Consider the following 24,133-nt stretch of genomic DNA (forward strand, 5'->3'; position numbering starts at 1 on the left):
CTATCGCGAAAAGCCGCCTTTTTCATCCGCAACACGGTGGCCCTGAGCAGGATGAAAAGAGTGGCGTTCGCGATATGGACTAAATGACCAGCCAACGCAGCAGGACGAAATAGTGATCCTATTCACTAGTTAATAGCTGTCGATTGCTAGCATGAGATGTCCCTCATAAAATACCTAGGTAAACTCTTCTCTAACACCAATGCTCATACACCCGTTTTGCTAACTCGCGGAGGTGCTGCTGCAGGGCTGGCGGTTCGAGGATGGTAACGCCGCTGGCGTAGGGGATTAACCAGGTCGCCAGGTATGGTAAGGAACCTACCAGAAAAGTCATGTCAACGCTGCCGTCTGTCTGGGACTGATCGTGCATCCAGCCGTATTGGTGCCGGGTGTCCAGCAGGTGTTGAGCCAGAGCGGGCAATACTTCCGTACGCCGAAAGCGAATCACCACTTTTTCCTTGGATCGCCGCTTGGCTTCCGTTGCCCAGTAGTCCTGCAAGGTTTCTGGACGGGCCGCAAACGTTTCAGTATCCAGTGTTAACTGTTGAATACGATCCAGCCGAAAATCCCGAAACGATTGCCGAAGCCGACAATACGCCACCACGTGCCAGTGTTGACTCAGATACAGCCCAATGGGTTCAATCGATCGAACCGAGGGAAAGCCGGATTCCGCAGCTTGGTAGTGCAGATGTACCACCCGATGCGTGGAGATGGCCGTCAGTAAAGGTTCATAGGCATTGGGATAACTAAAGGGCTGGGCGGAATCCAGCACTTCAATGAGCGGCGTCAGCGTTTCTAGATGATCCCGGTCGCTGCGTTTCAGGGCGGATCGTAGCTTGTCCATGGCCGTCTGGCAATGTTCGGCTGTAACTGCGTCGGTTCGCTGGCGGGTCAGCTTTTCCGCGGTTAACAGGGCAATGGCTTCTTCTCGGGTGAAAAGAATGGGCGGCAGTCGGTAGCCTTCGAGCAGTGTATAGCCTTTGCCTTCGAGCGTAACGAGCGGTACACCCGCCTGTTCGAGCGTACGAATGTCCCGGTAAATGGTGCGGGTACTGACTGAAAAACGCTGGGCCAGTTCGGTGGCCGTTAGTAGCCGCTTGCTTTGCAGGAGGGTCAGTAGCGATACCAGGCGGGAAAGACGGGTAAATTCGGAATCAGGCATGAATGCTTACACTACTTTTTCGTTCCCTGAATGAACTTGGGTTTCCGTTGCTGATCCGCTCGTTCAACGACCTCGGCAATGCGACTTTGCCGCGTCTCAGCTCGTCTGGCCAGTACCAGCCATTGTAGAATGTTCCGGGTGTCGGTTTTGCTTAACTGCAAAAAATAGTCTAAGGCTCGGGGTTTTACTTCCAAAGCGATCCGCAAATCTTCAGGAATGATGCCTTCTTCCACCTCGTCCAGAATAGTCCAGGAGCCATTTTGCCGGGCGATTTCAATGCTTTGGAAGCCGGCTGGCATCATCAGGCCCTGTTCCGTCAATACCCGGATTTTCTCTTTGTTTACTTTCGACCAGGTACTGCGGGCTTTTCTTCGGCTGAAAAATTGTAGGAAAGCTTCATCACTGACTGGTTTACGTACGCTATCAATCCAGCCGAAGCACAGGGCTTCGTCCACGGCTTCACTCCAGGTCAGCGTGGGCAATCCTGACTTCTTTTTATAAAACAACAGCCAAACCGATTGCTGGGTGGTGTGGTGTTCGTGTAACCAGTCCCGCCAGTGCTGTGGGCTCTGGGGGCAAAAAGTTTCTACTGTTTTTTCTTCCATGCTCTACGTCGTTCACCTAAAACGTTGCTTGTACACCGTAAAGAAAAAAGGGATTGATGACAGCCCTATGTCAGGAGTAGTAGCCGTCATTCTTTTTTATTTAGAAGCGAGGGCGTTACAGACTCGTATCGATTGATTCAAACGGCGAATACCATTTCCTGTCTCCGCTTTGAAGCTTAAATGGGTAAATAGATTTCGAAAGTAGAACCCTGATCAGGCTGACTATGGGCTGTGATCACGCCCCCATGATTGGCTACTACTTTTTCACAAATGGCCAGTCCAATACCCGTTCCTTCGTAGTCGCTGCGTTTGTGTAATCGCTGAAAAACCTGAAAGACGCGGTCCAGATACCGGTCGTCAAAACCAATGCCATTATCGGAAACTGAAATCCGGCAGTAGGCTTCACTGGTACCCAAGGGCCGAACGCCCGTTGGTAATTCCCTGGAAGTTATCTGCTGTACCCGGATGTGAATGTGCGGAGCAACCCCTGGTTTTCGAAACTTCAGGGCGTTGGAAAGGAGATTTTGAAAGAGCTGTTCTAATTGAAAGCGGTTTCCGGCAATGGTTGGTAAATCGTCTACGTCCACGACCGCTTCTGTTTCCGTAATAGTTAGTTCCAGATCTCTTCGTACGGTCTGCACAACGGCATTCAGGTCAATCGGATCGCTCGCCTCCCGCTGCGTAGAGATCAGCGAAAAAGCGAGTAGGTCCTCGATGAGAACAGACATACGCGAGGCAGCGGCCTGCATCCGTTCCACGTAATCTACGCCATTCCCCAGCTGCGGGGCATGCTGCCGAATGAGCAGATTGCCGAAAGACTGAATCTTGCGAAGGGGTTCCTGTAAGTCGTGACTGGCTACATAGGCAAACTGTTGCAGATTTTCGTTCGACCGTAGCAGTAAGCGATTCGACTCCTCCAGTTCTTCGTTGGCCGTTCTCAGTTGCTGAACGGTACTCGCTAACTCCTGATTGGTTCTGGTCAATTCCTCCGTTCGCTTCTGGACCTCCTCTTCCAAATGAGCGGCCAGTTGACGGTACCGGGCTTCACTTTCCCGGAGTAACTGTTCAGCCAGTTTACGGTCATGGATATCGACGCCAATCCCAATCCATTTAATAATCTGACCCGTCTCAGGGTGACGGAACGGTGCTCCTTTATTCAGAAACCAGCGGTATTCGCCTGAGGCTGAACGGTTTCGCTGTTCCACTTCAAATCCCTGACCCGTTCGCATGGCTTCCCGAAATGCGGCTACCAGCACAGGGCCATCTTCGGGATGCAGAATATCCGTAGCAATCTGCCACGCCGTCGTGGCTTCATAAGGAACGCCACTGTACTGAATCCACCATTGATTCAAAAACGTCGAATCACCTTCGGCATTCGTTTCCCAGATTGCCTGTGGGATGGTATCAGCAAAGTGTCGGAAACGTTCTTCACTTTGAAGCAGGGCTTTCTGAGCCCGAGCCCGATCTACCGCCTCCCAGGTTCGTTCAGCCGTCTCTTCCAGTAAGTCCAACTCCAGTTGGGTAAACGCGTGGGGTTGTTCGTAATGGATAAATAATACGGCAATCAGCTGCCCCTGCTTCATCAGGGGTCGATTCACCGTTGCTCCTAACTGCAAAACCCGGTGGGCTTCTTTTTCAACATCAGTCAATGTAGGATCATTGGGAATGTCCGGGCGAACCACTGTTCTACCCGCTAAAAAGTCAGCGAGCAAGCTGGGCCCATAATCCACATACTGATACAGCCCTTCCAGATTGGATACGCCATTCACGTAGTTGCGGGTAACGATGATATGCGTATGATCGCCCTGATCTTCCGCATATCCAACCCGGTCAGCCTCGAGCTGTTCACCCAAAACCCGAGCCGCCTCGTATTGAATCTCGGCAGGGTCCGTTAACGAACGTAGCCGGTCACTTAGCCGCAGTAAAAACCGTTGGCGGGTTTCACTCTCCTGCAGTTGCTGGGTTGGATACGTAAGCGTGACCCAAACGCCGACGGTCTGCCCCACCTCATCCTGAACCGGATTATAGCAGAAGGTACCATTTGTTTCTATACCCCAAACCTGCCGACTCAGAGCTAAATCGTCATCACATCGGGCTTTGCCTTCCGTCATGACCTCCTCCATAAATGACTTAAATTCGGTCCAGGATTCAGCCCAGACCTCAGCGGCGGATTGGCCCGGCACCACCGATGTACCCCATTTCTGGAGAATCGGAAGATAGGCATCGTTATAAAAACAAGCGTATTGGTTTCCCCAGAATAAAAACGAGGAACACTGGGCGTTAAGTAGTAAGCCTAAGGTGAACTTCAAACTTGGTGACCAGCCTTCGGGATTTCCTAGCAAGGTTTTCGACCAGTCATAGGCACGAATCCATTGCCCTACTTCTCCGCCCCGGCCTAAAAATGAAAACGGGGTGTTATGCATTGATTTCAAGGGTGACGATAATAGAGCGGTGGAGTAACCTAAGTTCTAAACTCTTCCAGGTAGGTAATTACCCCTAAATGTAGGGAGTAAGATCATTTGTTAAGGTATCTTTTCTAAAAAGCTTTGCAAACGTATACGGCTTATAAGCCCATTGGCCTTCACACGCTTCACCTCCCTGTAAGTCGCCCCCGCTCCTTTTCTGGCTGGCTAACTCAAAAAGACAGGTGCTTGCCTGCTATTTCATTTATGCCTGATTACTGGCCCATAATGGTTGGCAAGCAATAATTTCAACCTTGATTCATTAAGGTTGAATGTTTTTTACTGTCGTGCTTTTGCTGGTAATCATTGTCCAATAGGCATTACCTTCTTCTAACTACTGAAGCTGCGAAGATGTTTGATTGAAAATTCGAAGGGCTCTTCCCCAGATTAATTGTCAATGGATAAATTGGTGTAGTATGAATACTTTGACAACGAGCGAGCCCACCGCACTTCTCAGTACAGCGGGCTCGCTCGTTGTCAAAAGTTCCTATCTGGCTAGAGCATTTACTGAGCTACTCCGGTTGGAATGGCATTCATCGTATACCAGGCTTCCGTTGCCCACAGTTTAGCACCTGTACTACTCATGACCGTATTGCGATTGAGTCGAACATAGACGACGTGTTTACTTTGCATACCAGGTAATTCAAGAAACACCTTTTTACGATCTTCCGAAACCTGAACCGTTTTGATGGTCAGTCGCTGGTCGTCCAGCTTAGGTCCGCCGTAATCGGCTGTTGGTTTAAACCACCATTGCCGGATGGTATAGTCACTGGCCGCCTGTCCACTGCCTTCCTTGAGCGGTTCGGTAAATTCGATTTCAATACCTTTGGGTTTGGCCCGTACGGCGAGCATTTCGAAGGCAGGCGTGTTGTTAAACGTCAGTTTCTGTAGACCATAGCCCAGCTTGCCCGTTTGGCCCCAGTTACCCGTAGAACCCACGCCGCCGATGTACAGCGAGCCATCGGGTCCCCAGGCTAGCCGATTCACGCCAGCTTCCAGGCCCTGCGTAAACCGAAATACTACGCCCTGGTACGCACCGTTTACTTTTTCGGCAAAAACCCGCTTCAACCCGCCGTGCGTCACATCGCCGTGAATCATCTGATTTTGATAAGGTCCGACGTTCAGAGTAGCCGGCTGGCTCGGGGAATTACCGATTTCGTCCTGCGTTAACCAGACTACCGGTAAGGTTTCCTTGGCATTCGCCGTGCCCGCAAAATCAACCGAGCGGGAACCATACCAGGCACCCGTTTGTAAATGAACAATCTTGTTTGCCGGTAACCAGTCACCCTGATTATCCGCAATAAAAATTTCATTATCTACGCCCAGGCCAATCCCGTTCGGCGTTCGCAGTCCTGAGGCAATGAGCGAGAAGGAACCATCCTTCCGGTTGATTTTCACCACTTTCCCGCGATCCGGAATCTGGGGTTGCGTACTGGCTCCACCTGGGTTGATCGCCGTCGCCAGCGTACCATAGAAATAACCATCTTTGTAGACCAGTCCGAAGGCAAATTCGTGAAAATTAGCGGATACTTTCCAGCCATTGCATACGGTCTGGTATTCGTCGATGAGGTCATCTTTATCCGAATCCACTAGCTTGGTCAGTTCCTGTTTCTGCATGACGTAGATTTCATTATCTACTACTTTAAGACCCAGGGGTTCTGCCAAACCGTAGGCAATCCGTTTCACCTGAATCTGCTCGGGCGAGCTTGCTTTCCGGGCATCAACCAGGTACACGGAACCCAGAGAATCCCAGGTACTAACCACCATTCGACCATCGGTAAGAAAATCCATACCGCCGACTTTAGGTTTAAACGACTCGGGTCGGGCCTGGCTTAAGGTAAAGCTGGGATGTACGGCGACTAGCGGCGACTGATCACCGGGTACTTCGTCCTTAATTACTTCAATGGCTCCCTGTTGCGTCCGTTTGATGTCCTTGCCTTTGAACGTAAATACGCTGGGCGGCACGACTACAAAAGCTTTACTACCGTAGGGCCGCCATTGCAGCGATACGCCTTTTCCGTACTCGCCCTGGTAGTATTCCAGGCGAAAAGCGTGTTTTCCCCCCTTCAGAATAATCTCTCCATCGGTGGGTTTCAGGCCGTGGTTCACACCGTTATCTACCACCAGTTTGTCATCGATAAACAAGCGTCCGCCATCGTCGCATACGAGACGAAACACGACGTTGGTCGTCTTGGGAATGTTCAGTACCCCACTGGCGTGCATGACGAAATTGGTCTTTAAGGTACCAAAATCATTATCCTCCCAGTGCAGGGCATTCATGGATCCCGACTGGATGGGAGCCATTTCGTCGTTGATTTCAGGAAGCGTCGAAAGAGTACTGCTAAACTGATACACATTGACGGCCATACCCGGCAGCTCCGTATTGGCGGCTACTTTGGCAGGATTGAGGGGCTTGAACGTGACAGGGTAGCTCGGTTTGGGCATCAGCTTACCCGCTTCCCGCTTTCTTTCTTTTTCAGCGTCCAGATCCAGAATGTAGGAAACCAGCGTAGCCGCGTCTTCGCGTTTCAGGTCCGGGTGAGCGGTCATGGGAATTTGACCCCAGTTACCTGCTCCTCCTTTGATTACTTTCGTGATCAGAGCTTCGCGGTTTTGTCCGTACGATCGTACCGTTCGGCAATGGCCATGTACGAAGGGCCCACCGTTTTTACATCGCGGTTGTGGCAGGTATTACAGTCGCTTTTCGCAAAAAGATCAGCGACTATCTGTTCCTGATTTTTCTGCTCGCTAGCTTGTTTTACTGCGGGTTTCGCCGTGAAACTGACTTTAAAGGTAGTCTTGCCGTTGGCGTTGAGCTGTAATTTTCCGGCAATCGTTTGAAAGGTTTTGTCCCCAGTTTGCTCCGTACCTGTTTCGCTCACGGCAAAGGTTCCGTCCGTTTGATAATCACTGGCGGCGGCGAGCGAATTCAGGTGCATAGCCAGCGTAACCTGTACCCCGGCGGGTACATGCTTCGTTACAAACGCTCGCTCAAATCCGGCCCGATTACCGGTAGCATCGAAAAATTCGGGGTTTTCTTCAATCTGAATTTTTTTGCCCTGGTAATCCAGTTCGTACTTCAGCGTCAGGCGATTCTGGTGAATGGTGTGGCCTTTGTACGTGATGGTGGGCGTTATTTCTTTCGCATTTTCTACGACACGCCAGGGGTTATCCGCTGGCTCTTCCATGTACGCAACACCCGAGGAAACGGGCTGCGGACCGTGAGCCGAAGTATATACCGGACCACCAAAATTGATGGTACCCAGCCAGGCCTTGTACAGCGAAGCGGTTTGGGTATTGTACGCTAACCAGAGTTTGTTGTTTAAGGCCACACTCAACATGCGGGGCCGACCATCCAATACGGATCGGAGTACCCAGGCTTCTCTCGGGCGATCCTTCGCGACAACCGTTTTTTGAATGGATGGAGGTGCAATAAAAGCAGTACTCACTACCGCCCCTACCATCGCAGTAGTTAGCAGCCTTACCAGACGGGCGTGATTCATTTTTAATCGAAAAGCAGTATAACTCATATGATTTTTTAGATTTTACGAAGGTCTGGCCTAAAACGAAAACCATATGATCTACCCGAATCATTTTAAAATCACATTTTCTCAATATGGGGTATTCAGGATTAAGCAGTCTGCTATTTAATAGCGAATACGCTAGCCTTGGAGAGTCCCACGCCACCGTCCTGTACAAATGGAAAGGTTATCTTTCCATATCGGAAGCAAACGATCGCCTGTTCAGATATACTACTGTCGTCGTTTTTCTATTATCCGGCTTTTCAACCGCTCGACTTGAAAAGAAAATTTTCGCCCTGTTGAGTTGGCTGGTTTTTTAGTCCCTATCACGAACGCTGCTAACTTCCTCTTGCTCAGGCCACCGCATTGCCGAGGGAGCCACCATGGAATGGCCCCCATGGAATGGTAGACGGCTTGAGCCCAGCATGGAATGCGATAGGACCGGGATCGGGTTTATGTCGTCCATGAAGGTATTCAACTATAGTTAACAACTGTGAATCATAAACTATTGCTGGAAGATGAAAACCTCTCCCGCCGGTGAGCAACGTAACGACCTACGGCAGCCGCAATGCGTTGGCCCAGAGCAGGCTGTCGTTAGTCGTGTAGAGGCTCACGGGCTACCGAACAGCCAGTAAGAAGGACCGCACTACGTCTAGGTGTATAACAAACCTCCCCAAAGCAAAACCAAAGCGTATGAATAGGCTACTGAACAGCCCCATCTGAATACCAAACCCAGTCTAGGTATATAACGCACTTATTTCAAACCCATTCACAAACCACTCAAAATCTCCCTACAGTAACCCCAAATCTGTCACTAACCCATCCAGACTTTTGAGGTTGTTTTTTTGTACATACTCCGCTAGTCCGTCTTCTCCTTTTTTCTCAGCCCATTGAAAATGGATGTCGCGTTCGCCGGCGTAGTCGTACAGAGGTACGCCAAAACCGCAGGAAGTTTGTACCAGATCGATGTCAGCGACGATCAGCTGACGCGTACTGGGATAAATCGTAAACTGCGGAGCAAGGCTTTCCCACTCCTCAGTGCCGGGCAATACGGCGTGACCTTTGCCGTACAGTTTGAGGATCAGCGGGGAGCCTTCAAACGAGCAGAACATGAAGGTAATACGTCCGTTTTCCAGCGTATGGGCGGAGGTTTCGTTGCCGCTACTGATCAAATCCATGTAAGCCACCTGGTTTTCGGATAGTACGCGAAAACAATCCAGTCCTTTCGGTGAAAGATTAACCCGGCCATCACCGCTCAAAGGTGCGGTGGCGACGAAGAAAATATGTTGTTTTTTGATAAATGCCTGCTGTGCATCAGGAATCACGGAATAGAATTTGCCCATAACCTTGAATAAGAAAAGCCCAAAACGATACGTGGCAAAAGTAGTATTCTTTTGCCACGTATCGTTTTGGGCTTTTCAATCTACTAGTGCCTTACTTTTTCCCGAACCAGCCTTTGACTTTATCCATGAAGTTGGACTCCTTTTTCTTGGGTTCCTCGCCAATCAGGAATCCGTACGGTTTCAGAGGCTCAATATGATCGCAGATAATCTTGACGATACCCAGTAGCGGCAGGGCCAGAATCATGCCCGGTATTCCCCAGACGGTTTCGCCCACGACGATAATGAAGATCGTAAACAGCGGATTGATGTTTACCCCACTGCCCACAATGAGCGGTTCGAGTAAATAGGTTTGGATAAACTGTACCAGGGCGTAAACGATGACAATCCCAATAATCGCGTTGCTATCCCCGCTCTGGGCTAACGTAATAAGAATGGTTAAACCCGTTCCCATCAGATTTCCGATGAAGGGAATGATTTCGAGCAAACCGCATAGAATCGCCAGAAAGATCGCGTGTTTAACGCCCACAATGCTAAAGCCGATTCCGTACAGCACCCACAGCATGACAATCATACTGGCCAGTCCCATGAGGTACTTCTGACCAACTTCGCTGGTTTTGGAGATGATGGTACGGGCTTCGAACTGGTCGTCGGCGGGTGTTAGTTTGAGGATGAATGTTTTGATATGACTCCGAAAGAGCATCAGCAAAAACAGGTACACCAGCATCAGTATGGTATCCACGGCCATTCCCATGACTCCGTTTAGCACGCCCGTCACCACGGAAGAAAGCTGTCCGGAACTGGAGGACTGCTGTTCTTTTACCATCTCCTGCTGCTTTTTGGCATCAATACCCAGCGTCTGACTGATGTACTGTTTGGCTTTGCTGACCATATCAGTGATTTTCTGATCGATGCCGCTCATGTCTTCGATCAGATCGGACAGTTGCCACTGAATCAGAAAGGCCAGTCCGGCAATAACCAGCAGAAAAAGGAAAATGCACAGCAGGGCGGCGGGTCCGCGACTGATCCCTTTTCGTTCGAAACGGATACTGAGCGGCAGAAATAACATGGCCAGTAAGCCTGCAATGACCAGTGGTACCAGTACGGGTTTAGCCAGGAATAAGGCTCCAAACAGGAGAAATAGAAAAATCAGAAAGCGGGTGGGCTTTACAAGTGCTTGCATCGGACAATACGGTTGAAGGTAAAAAAATAAATTGCTAGAAAACAGTGCCAGCGGTTCATTCCAACCGGATGATCACACCCGCCTGTTTATCCAGCGTTAGGGAATTATCTTTCCACTGTCCTTCCAGGCTGGAAGAAGTAGCCAGCTCCACGTGTCCTTTGAACGCATACGCTCCCGTGTGAACGTAAACGGGCTCATCACTCAGATTCAGGGCAACCAGGAAGTGATCCCGCCCTTGCCAGCGACGAGCATAGAGCAAGGCCTGCTCATTGGAAAATACCGGAATGTACACGCCGCTGTGCAGAGCCGGTTCGCGTTGTCGCAGAGTGATCAGTTGTTTGTACAGCCAAAGAATCGAATCCGGATCCTGTTGCTGCGTTTCTACGTCACTTTCAAACGTACTGGCTCTGATCCAGGGCGTTACTTCACTGAAACCACCGTAGATACTGGCATTCCAGAGCATATTCGTCCGAACGGAATCACGCATGAAGTACTGGCGTTCTTTCACCAGCGGCTGCGGGTCTTTTCGTTCGGCTACCGGGATTTCGGTCTGGGTCATGCCGATTTCATCGCCGTAATACAGCGTGGGCGTTCCCCGAAGCGTCAGTACTAACATCGCCGCTACGCGGGCCTGAGGGGCTCCTACCCGACTGGCGATGCGTCGCTGATCGTGGTTGGCCATCACCCAGTTGGGCCAGGCCTGCGGAGGTAATAGCCCTTCGTACTCATCAATGGCTCGGGCGATTTCACTACTCTTCCAGGGTAACACCAGCAATCGGCTATTCATGGACAGGTGAGCCCCTTCGCCCTGGATACCGTGATAAAATACGGTTTCAGGCGTAGGCAGATTCACTTCCACGAGCATTAACCGTTCCTCGTATGCGTCGATTAAATCCCGCATCTTGCGAACAATGTCATAGATTTCCGGCTGATGGGCCGAATACGCCGTTTGCAACTGTTCATCTTCCGGCATATCGGGCGTAAAAGCGGCGTTACGCGGATTATCCCGCCAGTGTTCATCTTTAATGAGGTGCCAGAAGGCATCGATGCGAAAACCATCGGCTCCACGATCCAGCCAGAATCGCATGATCCGGAACATTTCCTGCTGTACTTCCGGATTCCGCCAATTCAAATCCGGCTGATGTTTCCCGAAGGCATGGTAGTAGTATTTTCCAACGGCAGGCTCCCATTCCCAGGCCGCTCCACCGAATTCGCTGAGCCAGTTGTTCGGCGGATACTGATTGGCCCGGGGTTCTTTCCAGAGGTACCAATCATGTTTCGGATTTTCGCGGGAAGAGCGGGATTCCTTAAACCAGGGATGTTCGTCAGAGGTATGGTTGGGCACTAAATCCAGAATTATTTTCAGTTGACGCCGATGAGCTTCTGCTACCAGTGCCTCGAAATCGGCAAACGTGCCTGCTTCGGGATCGATGGCCGTATAGTCCGAAACGTCATAGCCAAAATCGTAGTGGGGTGAAGGATAAAACGGCGATAACCAAAGGGCCGTTATGCCCAGCCATTGGAAATAATCCAGTCGCTGGATCAGGCCTCGCAGATCGCCTACCCCATCTGCGTTACTATCCTGAAAAGATTTGATGTATACCTGATAAATAATTCCCTGTTGCCACCAACGTTGCGTAGTTGAGCTGTTTTCCATAGCTGATTCAAAAGTCCCGTGATGGGTGCGAAACGTGCTTGTATCAGGGAAACGATCTAAAGACCATTCTGTTTATACGTTGTACTTTTTCTAAAAAAACACAACCGCCGAAATCACCTTGAGGTGATTTCGGCGGTTCGTAGGGTATTCTTTGTCCGCTACATCGAAAGTTGTTCAAACTCTTCCTCGGAAAGCTCAATATCGGCGGCCTTGAGGTTTTCCTGCAAGTGTTCGATGGAACTGGTACCGGGGATGAGCAAAATATTCGGTGAACGCTTCAGCAACCAGGCCAGAGCAATCTGGGCTGTAGTAGCCTGATGGGCTTCGGCAATCTGTTGAATTTTGTCTTTCAGCTTATCCGGACCGGATGCCAGCGGAAACCAGGGGATGAAAGCCATACCCCGTTCAACGGTATAGTCGAGTACGGATTCCCATTGCCGGTTGCCGAGATTGTACAGGTTCTGTACAGACACGATCGGTACTACTTTTTCGGCCTGTTCGATTTGTTTGACATCTACTTCACTCAGGCCCACGTACTTGATTTTACCGGCTTTGACGGCTTCGGCTACCGGAGCCAGCGTTTCTTCGACGGGAATTTTAGGGTCAAAGCGGTGCAACTGCCAGAGATCGATGGTATCGACGTTGAGACGTTTCAGACTTCCTTCGATATTTTCCTGAATGTACTTGGGATCGCCGTTGGGCACCCATTTGTTGGGTCCCGGGCGGTTAAAGCCCCCTTTGGTTGCAATCACCAGACCCGAGGCATACGGTTGCAGGGCCTCGGCAATCAGAGTTTCGTTGTATTTAGGTCCGTAGGCTTCGGCGGTATCAATGAAGTTGACACCCCCAGCCACGGCGGCCTGAAGTACTTTTTTTGCATTTTCGCGGTCGGCTACTTCGCCAAACACACCAAAGCCGGTGAGTTGCATGGCTCCGTATCCCAGACGGTTGATCGTCAGATCTCCGCCCAAATCATAAGTCAGGGAATTGGTTTGTGTTGACATGGTCATTCATTGGTTTCAAACGAAAATCTTCTTAAGAATCTCATGCCATGCGTAGTGACGGAAGTATCCCAAAGCTCCGGGTTCTCTATTTTCTACGTTTGGGTTGTACCTAAAGCACAGGGCTTTGTATAAACATCAACGATTGGTGGAATGGTGCTCCTTAAAGTTGGGCATGCTAACCCCGAAGGGGTTCCATTTGATTAGCCCCGTATGCAATGCGGGGTACAAATGCGAGATTAAAACTCATGCGGGGGAAGTTTCGATCCATGTATGCAATGCGGGGTACTAATGCGGCATGAAAGAGAAATGCAAAAATCCTCCATGGGTTGTACCCATGGCTATGGATATTAAACCCCTTGGGAGTTGGGCTTGCTAATCCTGAAGCAGTTCAACATCAATACGGGAAGCCTAAGTGCGGGACGAAGACAAATGCGTGAAAACAGTAAACTACGCCATCGTCTGCCGCTGCAACTGATGCGAACTGCGGCGGAACTCGGCGGGTGTGATTCCCGTATTTTTCTTGAAAAACAGACTAAAGTTCGGCTGATCGGCAAACCCGATGCTATAGCCAATATCCTGTAAATTCCAGTTCGTCTGGAGTAAAAGCGATTTCGCTTCTTCGAGCAATCGGTTTCGAATGTGCGTACTTACGTTCTGCCCCGTGTATTTTTTCAGTAAGGCATTCAGGTAGTTAGGATGCACCGAAAGGTTGGCCGCGAACTCCTTCGCCGTTTTGATGGCAATGGGTTGCGTATAGTTGATATGAGCCGTTTCCTTCTCTAGTAAATGGAAAAACTCGTGCACGTGTTTGTACTCTTCCGAAACGTGATTCGGCTCGGGGAAGTCAGCGATCCGGGCACATTCAATCATCACGAGTTGTAAATATGCCTGAATGACATCTTCGTTGAGTTTCTGGCCGGACCGCTCCTCTTCCAGCATGCGTTGAAAGAGCGGATTCAAAACGGCCACCTGTTGCGGATTCAGGCGGATAACACTCTTTTTCTTATCCAGAAACAAGGTGTACTTGTCCAGCGTAGCTTTCAGTAGCGGGTGATGATCGAGCAGCGTCTTCTGAAAGTTACAGGAATACCCTCCCGCATTGCACGAGCGTTTTTGCCAGGAGATAATATCGCTAGGGTGGATAAAAATAATGGTTGGGTCATCCAGATAATAGGTATGCGTACCAATGCTTAGCACGCCCGAGCCCTCAGTGACCAACAGGATTTTGTAAAATTCCCGGCGGTTGGGAGACAGGTAATTCCGGCAGGGATTTTCAGCCCGGTTGATAATCCGGACGGGCAAGGTCTGAAAGTTGTCCCGAATTACGGGTATCAACTCCGGCCTGTCCCGTAAGGTGTCAATAGTCCGAGTGTCCAGGGTTTTGTGTTCCATGGCGATAGGTAAGGATGAGGTAAAACGGGTATTCTAAAATCCGAAGATTTCTGAAGGATTTCAGCCTTGCTAGTTGTAGGTACCCGTAGCAAACGTCTGATGAAGGTTTTAACGGAAAAATGAAAATGAAAAGTTTCCACGTTCGGGAAAATCTATTCATTATCCATACGGGACTATTTTTTGTCCTTTTATTAACGGCTAACTCCGTTTACACTCTTGAGTTGATGCTGCCTAATGCGTACAATAACACTTGAGATAACCCAGCTTAATTCCCTGTGTTTATACTTTGTTGCTTTCGAATCTCAAGTAAGATGGACAAAATGTCCCTTATGGTTAAATCCTTGTTATTCAGTAATTTGATATAAGTAAAATAACTTCCTAAAAGTACAAGACTTTCAGGAAGTTATCGTACAAAATTCTACTATAATTGAATATCAAATCTTTACGTATGCTCTGCTAGATATCTACTATATTCAAAGAAACCTATTTGTCTGTAAATCAGAGTTAAGCAGCTAACCACTAGCCAAGCAGTAGAAACCATGGATTAGCCACTTACTCCGCTCCTTTCACTTGCATGTCCATCGTATATACTGCTTCGGAAGCCGTTATAAACAGGGTACGGCGATCTTTTCCACCGAAACATACATTTCCTACCCAACCCGCCGGTACGGGGATGGTCTGGATCAGCGTTCCCTGGGGACTATACACCCTGACACCCTTACCTGTCAGATAGATGTTTCCCCGTTCGTCGATGGTCATACCATCGGACCCCTGAGCCGTAAATAGTCGCCGATTGTTCAATCGTCCATCGGCAGCAATATCGTACTGGTACGTTTTGTTGGCCTGAATGTCCGCTACATATAAACGTTTCCCGTCGGGCGTTCCAATGATTCCGTTGGGTTTCACAACCGTACTATCCACGAGTTGAGCTTCTTTTTTTCCCTTGGGCAGGAAGTAGACGTACTGTCCCGGAAGTTCAGGCTTTTTTCGCTCCCAGTAATCCCGTTGGTAATAAGGATCGGTGAAGTAAAGATCCCCTTTGGGGGTAATCCACAAATCGTTGGGGCCGTTCAATCGGTTTCCGGCTTCACGGGTCAGAAGTACCGTCACTTTTTTGTCCGGACTAATGGACCAGATCTCATTATTTTCATCCGCACAGGAAATCAGATTCCCCCTGGCATCGAAATACAGTCCATTCGAGCGACCCGTTTTATCCATGAACAAGGAAAGTTTACCTTCCGTATCCACCTTCCATATCTTATCGTTGGGCTGATCCGTGAAATACACATTCCCTTTTTTATCGGCGGCGGGGCCTTCCGTAAAGCTGAACTGTTTAGCAACCAGTTTCAAGGCGGCACCCGGACTCGTTACGGAATCAGCCGCGGGCTGATTTGACTAAACCCCGGAATTCCGGCCAGCATCAGTACGGCAAGCATTCGTTTCATATGGTAGCGTTTATGGTTAGACTTCTTGTGAATGTATTGAAAAACGGTAAGCTCTTAAATGTCGCAATCTCACCCGCTGAATGCCGGACTTACACACCTCGTTCCAGCCAAGGCTACATTACTTTTGTATCGATCAACGCACCTAAAGGATGAACATCCAGGAACTTCTTCAGAACCAGCAGCAAATGACGTAGAATTTCGTTGGGAGCTAATCCTTTTTTATCGGGTCCCTACGCAACGGCATACGTATCTGTTAAAAAAAATTCAGCAGGGCCTGTAAAAGGCCAGCAATCTTACGCATTAAACGGCATATTCTTACCCGTACTATTCTCTTCCGTTTACCTCTCATTCAATTACGATGAAACCGAAAACGATCAATCTATGGTACTGGACTCTGACCGTTCCCTTTGCCCTTCTGATGTTCATGGATGGCATAGGCGGCCTGATGCGAGCCGAAGCCGGTCAGGAAGTCATGCGGCATCTGGGCTACCCCTTGTACGTGCTCAGTATTTTTGGAATGGCCAAAGTACTCGGAGCGATTGGCCTCATCCAGCCCTGGTATCCCACGCTGAAGGAATGGGCCTTTGCGGGCTTCACCATCAATTTTATCGGAGCAGCAGCTTCCCGGGCGTATGTAGGTGATGCTATGTCGCTTATACTGATGCCCCTGGTGATGCTTGCTTTGCTGTTGGGTTTGTATGTTCTGGGAAAAAAGCGGGACCGTATGCGGGGAAAGTCGCTTGAACTAAGGTATTCGACTGACATGCGTAAACTCGCTTAATCCTATTAAACACAAACGGCAGAGAAACCCCTGCCGTTTGTTGCGGATTCTATTGAACATTACCTATTAAAATGTAGTGATTCCAGTTTAAAACCGCCTTTATCTACGTACACCCGCAGAGTATTTACACCCCGATTCAGCCGAATGGACTGAGCGGGTGTTAAGCTCCAGGCTTCGCCCTGGTTTCCCAGCGGCATTGCTTTTACGACGCGTTTGCCATTGACGTCTACTGAAAGTGTTCCACCGGGTGAAGCCACCCGAAAAGACAGTTGATACGTACCCGCTTTTTCGGCCTGAACCGTATACTGCAACCATTCGCCCGCTTCGCTATGACTGATGTAGTATCGGTCTCCTTCCCGTTCAATATCCACACCGTCGTTGCGGTACTGGCGACCCCGGTTGCGACGGTATTGACGCCGGGTGTGTAATGATAGCTGGCGGAGTCCGTATCGAAGTACGCGGACCGCTGACGACCCAGATCGAAATCCACGGCTTTAATCACCGTATTTTTCCTGAGTTGATGGGTGGCAAAAGGTCGCGTCTGGCTGGACTGTACCTGTCTAAATAGGGCGTCCACTACATCCGGATGAAAGCGGTTATTCTCCAGTTTGAGATTTTCCAGCAATTCATTTAGAATTCGTTCGGCTTCCGCAGCGGAAGGTTTCGCTCCCTTACCGGACCAATACGCCAGGAGTTGTTCATAACCCGGCGTAACTTTGATTTCCAGGGGATTGTTGATTCCCATCTTCTTTTCCTGCCACCAGCACCAGCCGATGTCGTGGCGTTCCATCAGGCCAATGGCATCCGTGAACCAGGTATTCGAATTTTCCCCCGACTCACCCAGCCAGATGGGCACTTTATAAGTATCCCGCAGCGTAAGAAATTTCTGAATGGATTCCTGATTATTGAAGTTTCCGTACTTGTGAAAACTCAGGGCCATGTTGGAATCCCAGGTGGGTAGAATACCTTCGTAATTATTACCGAACCCGTTGCCTTCGATGATGATCAGGTGATTTTTATCCACTTCGCGAATGGCCTGCGTAATCTCGACCATCAGTTTCCGTAACGGAATATTCTTCTTTTCGGCCGTACCCCGGACATCTTTCGGATCTTCGAAGCCCCAGTTGGGTTCGTTGATGATATCATACCCGCCAATCCAGGGATGATTTGCATACCGCTCGGCCAGCTTCCGCCACAGGGCTATGGTTTTTTGCTGATTGGCTTCGCTCTGCCACAGGGAAGGTTTACTTGGGTCGCGGTCCGAAATGGCCAGGTCATTGCCCTGTCCACCCGGCGTAGCGTGCAAGTCGAGAATCAGGTATACTTGGTTGGCCTCACACCAGTTCAGCAGGCTGTCCGTTAGAGCGAAGCCCGTTTCCAGCCAGGTATGCTGACCAGTCACCGGCTCCTGCTCCGTCGGTAAGGTATAGAGGTTGTAGTGCATCGGCAGCCGGATGGAATTGAATCCCCAGGCAGCCATGGAATCAATGTCAATTTTTCGGGTATGGTTATTCAGCCAGCGGGTGTAAAAGGCTTCCGTCTTCTCCGGTCCGATAAGCTCGTTAATGGCGGCTTTGATGCGGTACTGTTGCCCCAGGTTACTCAACCGAAACATATATCCTTCCTGCAGCATCCATCCCCCCAACCCCATCCCCCGCAGGATGATCTTTTTGCCCGCTCGATCAACCAGTTGAGTACCTTGGGCTTTCAAATACCCCTGACCACTGGCTGTTAGTGAGCACAAAGTCGCCAGTGCCACTCCGACGAGCAGCTGTATTCTTTTTCTAAAAATCATTGGTTCAATGGTAAAACAGGCGGTAGAGGCTTTACTTTTCGATCATTTTATAGACGCGGACGTAATCCACTTCCATCGCCGCCGGAAAAATAGTGGGATCAACGCCCTTGGCCCCGCCCCAGTCTCCCCCAACGGCTACGTTGAGCAGGAGGTGAAAACGCTTGTCAAACGGCCATACGGCGGAACCTTTGCCTTCGTTGACAAATTCGAAGATGAACTCGTCGTCAATGTACCCGCGGATGGCGTAGGGCGTCCAGTCCACGCGGTATCGGTGAAAATCCTCCGTAGCCCGGTCGATGGTACGGGTAGCCGTTTTTTGAGTATTGATTTTGAAGTAGTAGGCCAGGGTGTGCGTCGTAATGTGAACTACATTGGGGTCGTATCCCACGTGTTCCATGATGTCGATTTCGCCCGAATTCGGCCAGCCGCCGTAGGCCCAGTCGGTGGGCAACATCCAGATGGCAGGCCAGGTACCTCGCCCCGCCGGAAGCCTGGCGTTGATCTCAAAACGTCCGTACAGAAAGTCGCCCTTGCCTTTACTCACCAGTCGAGCCGAGGTGTAGTCTTTCCCTTCCTTACTTTCCTTGCGGGCTGTAATCGTCAGTTTTCCGTTGGCGACGCGGGCGTTGTTTTCGCTGTCCGTGTAGTACTGTAGCTCGTTGTTACCCCAGCCACTACCCCCCAGATCGTACCCCCATTTCTTGGCATCGGGTAATCCTGTGTAGTCAAATTCATCCGCCCAAACCGGCGTTTTTTCAAAAGTCCAGCTCAGGTCTTTGGGACCGCTGGTAACCGGTGGAGCCGGACTGACCGGCGTTTTCTGACCCGAACAGGCTCCGATACTGAGAGCGAGTAAGGCGGTACAGGAAACCGTTAGCAATTTCATACGCATGATTGAATAAATCGGCGGAGGCTAAAATGCCTCCGCCGATTGTCCGATTATTTCGTTCCGCCCCACTCTTTATTCTGCTCGATCTTGGTGTTCTCCATTTCCAATAATGGAATCGGCAACACCTCATTTCGGCCCGCTACAAAGCCTTTGGAGGCCAGTACTTTCGCCGCCGTACCCCAGCGAACCAGGTCAAACCAGCGATGACCTTCGCCAGCCAATTCCACCCGACGCTCCCGCATGATGTTGTCAAGCGTTGCGGGTACGCGGTGCAGGTTATCCTGATAGGCCCGGTCGCGTACAGCGTTCAGCAGAGCTGCCGCCCGTACCTGGTCTCCACCTCCCCGAACCAGTGCTTCGGCTTCCATCAGGTAGGTATCGGCCAGACGGATTTCGTAGATGTTCTGGGGATAGTTCAATTCCGGTGCACCCGCTCCCGTTGGCCGATCTGCCTGACGAGCCGCGAGTTTGTTCAGGAAATACCCCGTGTTCATGTACCCTTTTTCGTAACTCGCAATTCCGTTTTTCTCCAGACTGTCTAAGTTAGCAATCGTTGCCTGATTACGCGGATCAAAATGAATGGCGTTGAATAAATCCGGCGTCACCACCAGGAAGCTCCAACCCGATACGTAATCCGGAGCACCTTCTTTCAGGGGCTTGTAGCCCCGGGGACCAATCATGATGTTCAGCACGTTTCCTTCCGTACAGGAGATACAATCCCAGGTTCCGGCGGAAGTATTGGTGAACGAAATCTCAAAAATGGACTCGCTGTTGAATTTATTCCGGGTTTTAAACAGATCGCCGAAATTGCTTAACAGTTTGTATCCATACGTATTCGCACCGCCGGGCGTACCATTCACCAAAGCCAGTTCCTGAGCCGCCTGGGCAAATTTCTCCTGCTGCAAATACACTTTCCCGAGCAGTGCATGAGCGGCTCCCTGCGTAGCCCGACCCGCTTCCGTAGCTACGGGTACCGTGACCGGTAATACCGCCATGGCCTCGTTTAAATCCTGTTCAATTTGCTTGTAGACGTCTGCCGGAGGAGCCTGTAGTACATCGTACATCTCACTGGTGGAAACCGTCTTCGTCAGTAAAGGAACGTTCTTGAAGAGCCGTACCAGATCGAAATAGAAATACGCCCGCAAAAACTTGGCTTCTGCTGCGTAGCGATTTTTCAGGTTTTCGTCCATGGGAACACTGGGTAATTTTTGCAGCAGCGTGTTTGCCCGGAATACGCCCGAAAATCCTTTCCGCCAGAGTTCGCCCTGCGGGCCTACTGCTGGGGTCAGCGTGTAGTTGGAAAACACCTGGTAATCGGTTACGTCGCTCGGACCACCGCCGCCCGCGTAATGATCATCGGAAGCGGCATTGACGGCTCCCACTTTCGTGACATAGCCACCACCCTGCCATCCGACTACGTCATACACGGCCACCAGCCCGTTAAAGGCTTCCTGCTGATTCCGGTAATAGTTGGTTTCCAGATCGGTACCGCGAGGTTTTACTTCCAGGAAGCTATCCGAACAGGAACTTAAAAAGAGCAATCCCGTCGTTAGGAGTACGCCCAGTGATCTATAATTTCGTTTCATGTGTTTACAAAAAGAAAGGAATGTCGCCGGAGATTTCTTTTCTGGAGAAGTTTCCAGCGACAATTCCGAAGTCATTAAAATCCAACATTTAAGCCCAGCATGAAGGAACGAGCCTGGGGATAAATCCCACGGTCGATGCTCAGTACCCCCCCACCAATTTCCGGATCATAGCCGGTGTACTTGGTGAAGGTCAGCAGGTTTTGACTCATCAGGTAAATACGGGCCCGTTGCATGCCTACTTTTGAAATCACCCCTTTCGGCAGCGAATACCCCAGTTGCAGGGTTTTGATCCGGAAGTAACCGCCGTCTTCCAGGTAGAAATCGGAAGGATTCAGGAAGTTTTTGTTCGGGTCACCGCTCACAATCCGGGGATAGCTGTTCGTCGTTCCGGGTCCGGTCCAGCGATCCAGTACCTTGGTTTGCCAGTTGGCATTCTGAATATCCAGACGGCGTAAACCCTGGAAGATTTTGTTGCCCGCAGCTCCCTGACCAAAGAAGACCAGATCGAAAGCCTTGTAGGCGGCATTAAGCGTGAAACCGTACGTGATCGTTGGCGTTGGATTGCCCAGGAAGGTACGGTCGAGGTCCGTGATTTTTCCATCACCGTTCAAATCGGCCCAGCGGAAATCGCCTGGTTTGGCACCCGGCTGAATGACGGTACCATCACTACTCTTGTAGTTATTTACGTCTTCAATCGTCTGGAAAATACCCATCGTCTGGAAGCCGAAGAATGAGTTAATCGGCTGACCTACCGCCGTGCGGGTGATGGGATAACTACTGGCCTGGAAGCTTTGTCCGCCCGACAGATATTCCACACCGCGACCCAGGTTGGTCACTTTGTTTTTGATGTAGGATACGTTCCCGTTCATAGACAGGTTAAAGTCACCGAACTTCTTGTTGTACCCCAATTCCAGTTCAACCCCCTGGTTCGAAATATCGGCTACGTTAGCCGCCGGGTTCGAAATAGCTCCTACGTACTGAGGAATCCGGGGATTCTGCAATACATCCGTGGTCACTTTCTTGAACCATTCCAGCGTTACACTGACGTTGTTGAGCAGCGTGGCATCGAAACCAATGTTGGTCTGACTGGTTTGTTCCCATTTCAGGTCCGGGTTGGCCGGAGCGTTGGGGCTGTAGCCGATGATGTAGCTACCCGAAGTACCAAAGGTGTAATTGCGTCCGCTACCGATTGTTGAAAGGTAGGCAAAGTCACCGATGGCATCATTACCCACAATGCCGTACCCACCCCGAAGCTTGAAGAAATTCACTACACTTTGGGAGGGGAAGAAGTTTTCGCGGGAAAGTACCCAGCCTAACGACAATGAAGGAAAAATACCGTATTTATTGTTGGCACCGAAACGCGACGAACCATCGCGACGAATCAGCCCCTGCACGAGATATTTTTCGTTGTAGTTATAGTTGATCCGGGCAAAAAGCGAACTCACTTTGTGCAAGGCTCCTTCCGAACCATCGGATGACCGCTGGTCGGTCGGACGCTTGTAGTTGAGCGAAGCATCTTCAAAACGATCGGCTGGGATGTTGTAGAAGGTGACGCTTGTCATCTGCGTATTGTTATCCTGGTACGCTCCCTGGCCTAACAGTACAGAGACGTTATGAGCACCGATTTCGCGGGTATAGGAAAGGGTGTTTTCCAGGTTCCAGTCCAGCCGACGGTTATTGGATCGGTTAAACGAGGTTTGCGAAGTAATCGTTGTAGCGTTCAGCCAGGCTAGTGGCGAGAAGTTTTCACTGCCCCAGAAGGAAAGTTTTGCCCCCAGCGTGGAGCGTACTTTCAATCCTTTGATTGGTTCAGCCTCCAGGTACGCATTGCCTACGAAGTTATCCGCCCAGCTGTTGTTACCCAAACGGGTTTGAATATACGCGAGTGGGTTGGTAATTTCCTGAGCAACGGATTGTGAAATACCGTACGGGTTACCATTTGCGTCGCGGCGGATGCCAATGTTGGTATACGGAGCGGCTCCCGCTAGGGCAGGATCGGTTACGACCGTCGGCGTCAGGGGATCAAGGTTAATTACCGAGCTTAGCGGACCACCGAATTCACTGTTGGTATTGCCCAGACCGATGGATTTATCCCGGGCGTAACCCAGGTTCTGTCCGAAGTTGAGCCATTTTGCAATCTTGTGCGTCGAGTTTAAACGTAGGTTCAGACGCTTGTATTTGGAAATATCCGTGGCTACGATACCTTCCTGATCAATATAACCCAACGACAGATAGAACGTCGATTTTTCACTACCACCACTCAGGCTCAGTTCGTGCTGCTGGCGGCGAGCGTTGTTGTTGAAAATGATGGATTGCCAGTCCGTACCCGCTCCCAAAGCTGCCGGATTAGCGTATACGGGCTGTCCACCAGCGTTTACCGAAGCCTCGTTCCGGATGGTGGCGTATTGCGTAGCGTTGAGCAGATCCAGTTTTTTAGCGGGCGACGATACGCCGTAGAAACCGTTATAATTGACCTGAATGCTACCGGCTTTTCCTTTTTTAGTGGTTACCAGGATAACCCCAGCGGCTGCCCGTGCTCCGTAAATAGCTTGCGAAGCGGCGTCTTTCAGTACTTCGATGGATTCAATGTCTGACTGGTTCAGATACCCAATGCCGCCGTTGTCGATGACGACACCATCCACGACCCACAAAGGATCATTGTTGTTTAGGGTTGTAATCCCCCGGACCCGTACCGAAGAACCGGAACCGGGCTGGCCGGAACTCGACGCGATGGTTAGACCGGAAGCCCGTCCCTGTAACGCTTCTTCCAGACGCGTGATGGGCATCGTCGCCAGATCCGAAGACTTGACACTGGAAATGGCCCCCGTAACCACACTTTTCTTTTGGGCTCCGTACCCTACGACTACGACTTCGTTGAGATTACCCGCTTCCTCTTCCAGCGTTACGGCTAACTGGGTTTGATTTCCTACCGTAATCGTTTGGCGTAACATGCCCACCTGGCTAAATACCAGTACCGATTCAGAGCCTGGCACGGAAATCTTAAAGTTTCCGGCGGCGTCTGTGGTTGTACCTGTCGTTGTACCCTGCACCTGCACGGATACACCCACCAGGGCGGATCCATCAGACTTGGCGGTTACTTTCCCCGTCACAGTGAGCCCTTGAGCCCACGCTCCTATCGAACTTGTTAGCAGGCATAAAACCCAGACTAATCCTGTAAATTTTCTCCTCATCTGAGATGAATATGGTTTGAGTAGAACTAATAAAGTAATTGTGCAAAGCAGGCTCAAAAGTAGAGTACCGTACCTGGGATTCGGCTTTTTCACCACCCCTACATAAGCTCTACAACTTCTGAT

General features: G+C 50.3%; 16 protein-coding genes and 1 pseudogene. 1 reads left to right on the top strand and 16 read right to left on the bottom strand.

Features of this window, described 5'->3' with window-relative positions:
- Positions 1-190 precede the first annotated feature (190 nt).
- From BWI93_RS19540 to BWI93_RS19590, 11 genes and pseudogenes are all read right to left on the bottom strand, one after another.
- Complete coding sequence (locus BWI93_RS19540; protein WP_094814396.1) at positions 191-1,159, bottom strand: YafY family protein; 969 nt, start codon at positions 1,157-1,159, stop codon at positions 191-193.
- Positions 1,160-1,170: 11 nt separating this feature from the next.
- Positions 1,171-1,764: a YdeI family protein gene (locus BWI93_RS19545; protein WP_094814398.1), complete on the bottom strand. Its 594-nt coding sequence runs from the start codon at positions 1,762-1,764 to the stop codon at positions 1,171-1,173.
- A gap of 176 nt (positions 1,765-1,940) precedes the next feature.
- Positions 1,941-4,187, bottom strand: a complete 2,247-nt coding sequence (locus BWI93_RS19550; protein ID WP_094814400.1) for an ATP-binding protein — start codon at positions 4,185-4,187, stop codon at positions 1,941-1,943.
- 543 nt (positions 4,188-4,730) lie between these two features.
- Positions 4,731-6,776: a PA14 domain-containing protein gene (locus BWI93_RS19555; RefSeq protein ID WP_094814402.1), complete on the bottom strand. Its 2,046-nt coding sequence runs from the start codon at positions 6,774-6,776 to the stop codon at positions 4,731-4,733.
- A 47-nt stretch (positions 6,777-6,823) separates the two neighbouring features.
- Positions 6,824-7,756, bottom strand: coding sequence for a hypothetical protein (locus tag BWI93_RS19560; protein ID WP_141217537.1), 933 nt, complete (start codon positions 7,754-7,756; stop codon positions 6,824-6,826).
- A 782-nt stretch (positions 7,757-8,538) separates the two neighbouring features.
- Positions 8,539-9,090, bottom strand: a complete 552-nt coding sequence (locus BWI93_RS19565; protein ID WP_094814406.1) for a pyridoxamine 5'-phosphate oxidase family protein — start codon at positions 9,088-9,090, stop codon at positions 8,539-8,541.
- Positions 9,091-9,181: 91 nt separating this feature from the next.
- Positions 9,182-10,270: an AI-2E family transporter gene (locus BWI93_RS19570; RefSeq protein ID WP_094814408.1), complete on the bottom strand. Its 1,089-nt coding sequence runs from the start codon at positions 10,268-10,270 to the stop codon at positions 9,182-9,184.
- Positions 10,271-10,325: 55 nt separating this feature from the next.
- Positions 10,326-11,927 (bottom strand): alpha-amylase family glycosyl hydrolase, encoded by a 1,602-nt coding sequence (locus tag BWI93_RS19575; protein ID WP_094814410.1) that lies wholly within the window; start codon positions 11,925-11,927, stop codon positions 10,326-10,328.
- 158 nt (positions 11,928-12,085) lie between these two features.
- A complete protein-coding gene (locus tag BWI93_RS19580) occupies positions 12,086-12,931 on the bottom strand; it encodes an aldo/keto reductase (protein ID WP_094814412.1) in 846 nt (281 codons plus the stop codon).
- A gap of 447 nt (positions 12,932-13,378) precedes the next feature.
- Positions 13,379-14,323 (bottom strand): response regulator transcription factor, encoded by a 945-nt coding sequence (locus tag BWI93_RS19585; RefSeq protein ID WP_094814414.1) that lies wholly within the window; start codon positions 14,321-14,323, stop codon positions 13,379-13,381.
- Positions 14,324-14,875: 552 nt separating this feature from the next.
- Positions 14,876-15,744: pseudogene (locus BWI93_RS19590) on the bottom strand (SMP-30/gluconolactonase/LRE family protein).
- Between the two features lie 382 nt (positions 15,745-16,126).
- Between BWI93_RS19590 and BWI93_RS19595 the strand changes: the two are divergent.
- Positions 16,127-16,549: a DoxX family protein gene (locus BWI93_RS19595; protein WP_094814418.1), complete on the top strand. Its 423-nt coding sequence runs from the start codon at positions 16,127-16,129 to the stop codon at positions 16,547-16,549.
- 59 nt (positions 16,550-16,608) lie between these two features.
- On the opposite strand, the gene BWI93_RS28315 is transcribed toward BWI93_RS19595, so the two are convergent.
- From BWI93_RS28315 to BWI93_RS19615, 5 genes are all read right to left on the bottom strand, one after another.
- Positions 16,609-16,887, bottom strand: coding sequence for a carbohydrate-binding protein (locus tag BWI93_RS28315; protein WP_255157962.1), 279 nt, complete (start codon positions 16,885-16,887; stop codon positions 16,609-16,611).
- A complete protein-coding gene (locus BWI93_RS19600) occupies positions 16,776-18,344 on the bottom strand; it encodes a cellulase family glycosylhydrolase (RefSeq protein WP_217902312.1) in 1,569 nt (522 codons plus the stop codon). Before BWI93_RS19600 ends, BWI93_RS28315 begins: the two co-directional genes overlap by 112 nt.
- A 31-nt stretch (positions 18,345-18,375) precedes the next feature.
- The gene (locus BWI93_RS19605) at positions 18,376-19,236 is read right to left on the bottom strand and encodes a family 16 glycosylhydrolase (protein WP_199182058.1); all 861 of its coding nucleotides are present in this window, start codon (positions 19,234-19,236) and stop codon (positions 18,376-18,378) included.
- A gap of 47 nt (positions 19,237-19,283) precedes the next feature.
- On the bottom strand, positions 19,284-20,819 hold the full coding sequence (locus BWI93_RS19610) for a RagB/SusD family nutrient uptake outer membrane protein (protein WP_094814420.1): 1,536 nt from the start codon (positions 20,817-20,819) through the stop codon (positions 19,284-19,286).
- Positions 20,820-20,893: 74 nt separating this feature from the next.
- A complete protein-coding gene (locus BWI93_RS19615; protein ID WP_255157960.1) occupies positions 20,894-23,929 on the bottom strand; it encodes a TonB-dependent receptor in 3,036 nt (1,011 codons plus the stop codon).
- Positions 23,930-24,133 lie beyond the last annotated feature (204 nt).

Origin of the sequence: Siphonobacter sp. BAB-5385, assembly GCF_002261125.1 — a bacterium.
Classification (GTDB): Bacteria; Bacteroidota; Bacteroidia; order Cytophagales; family Spirosomataceae; genus Siphonobacter.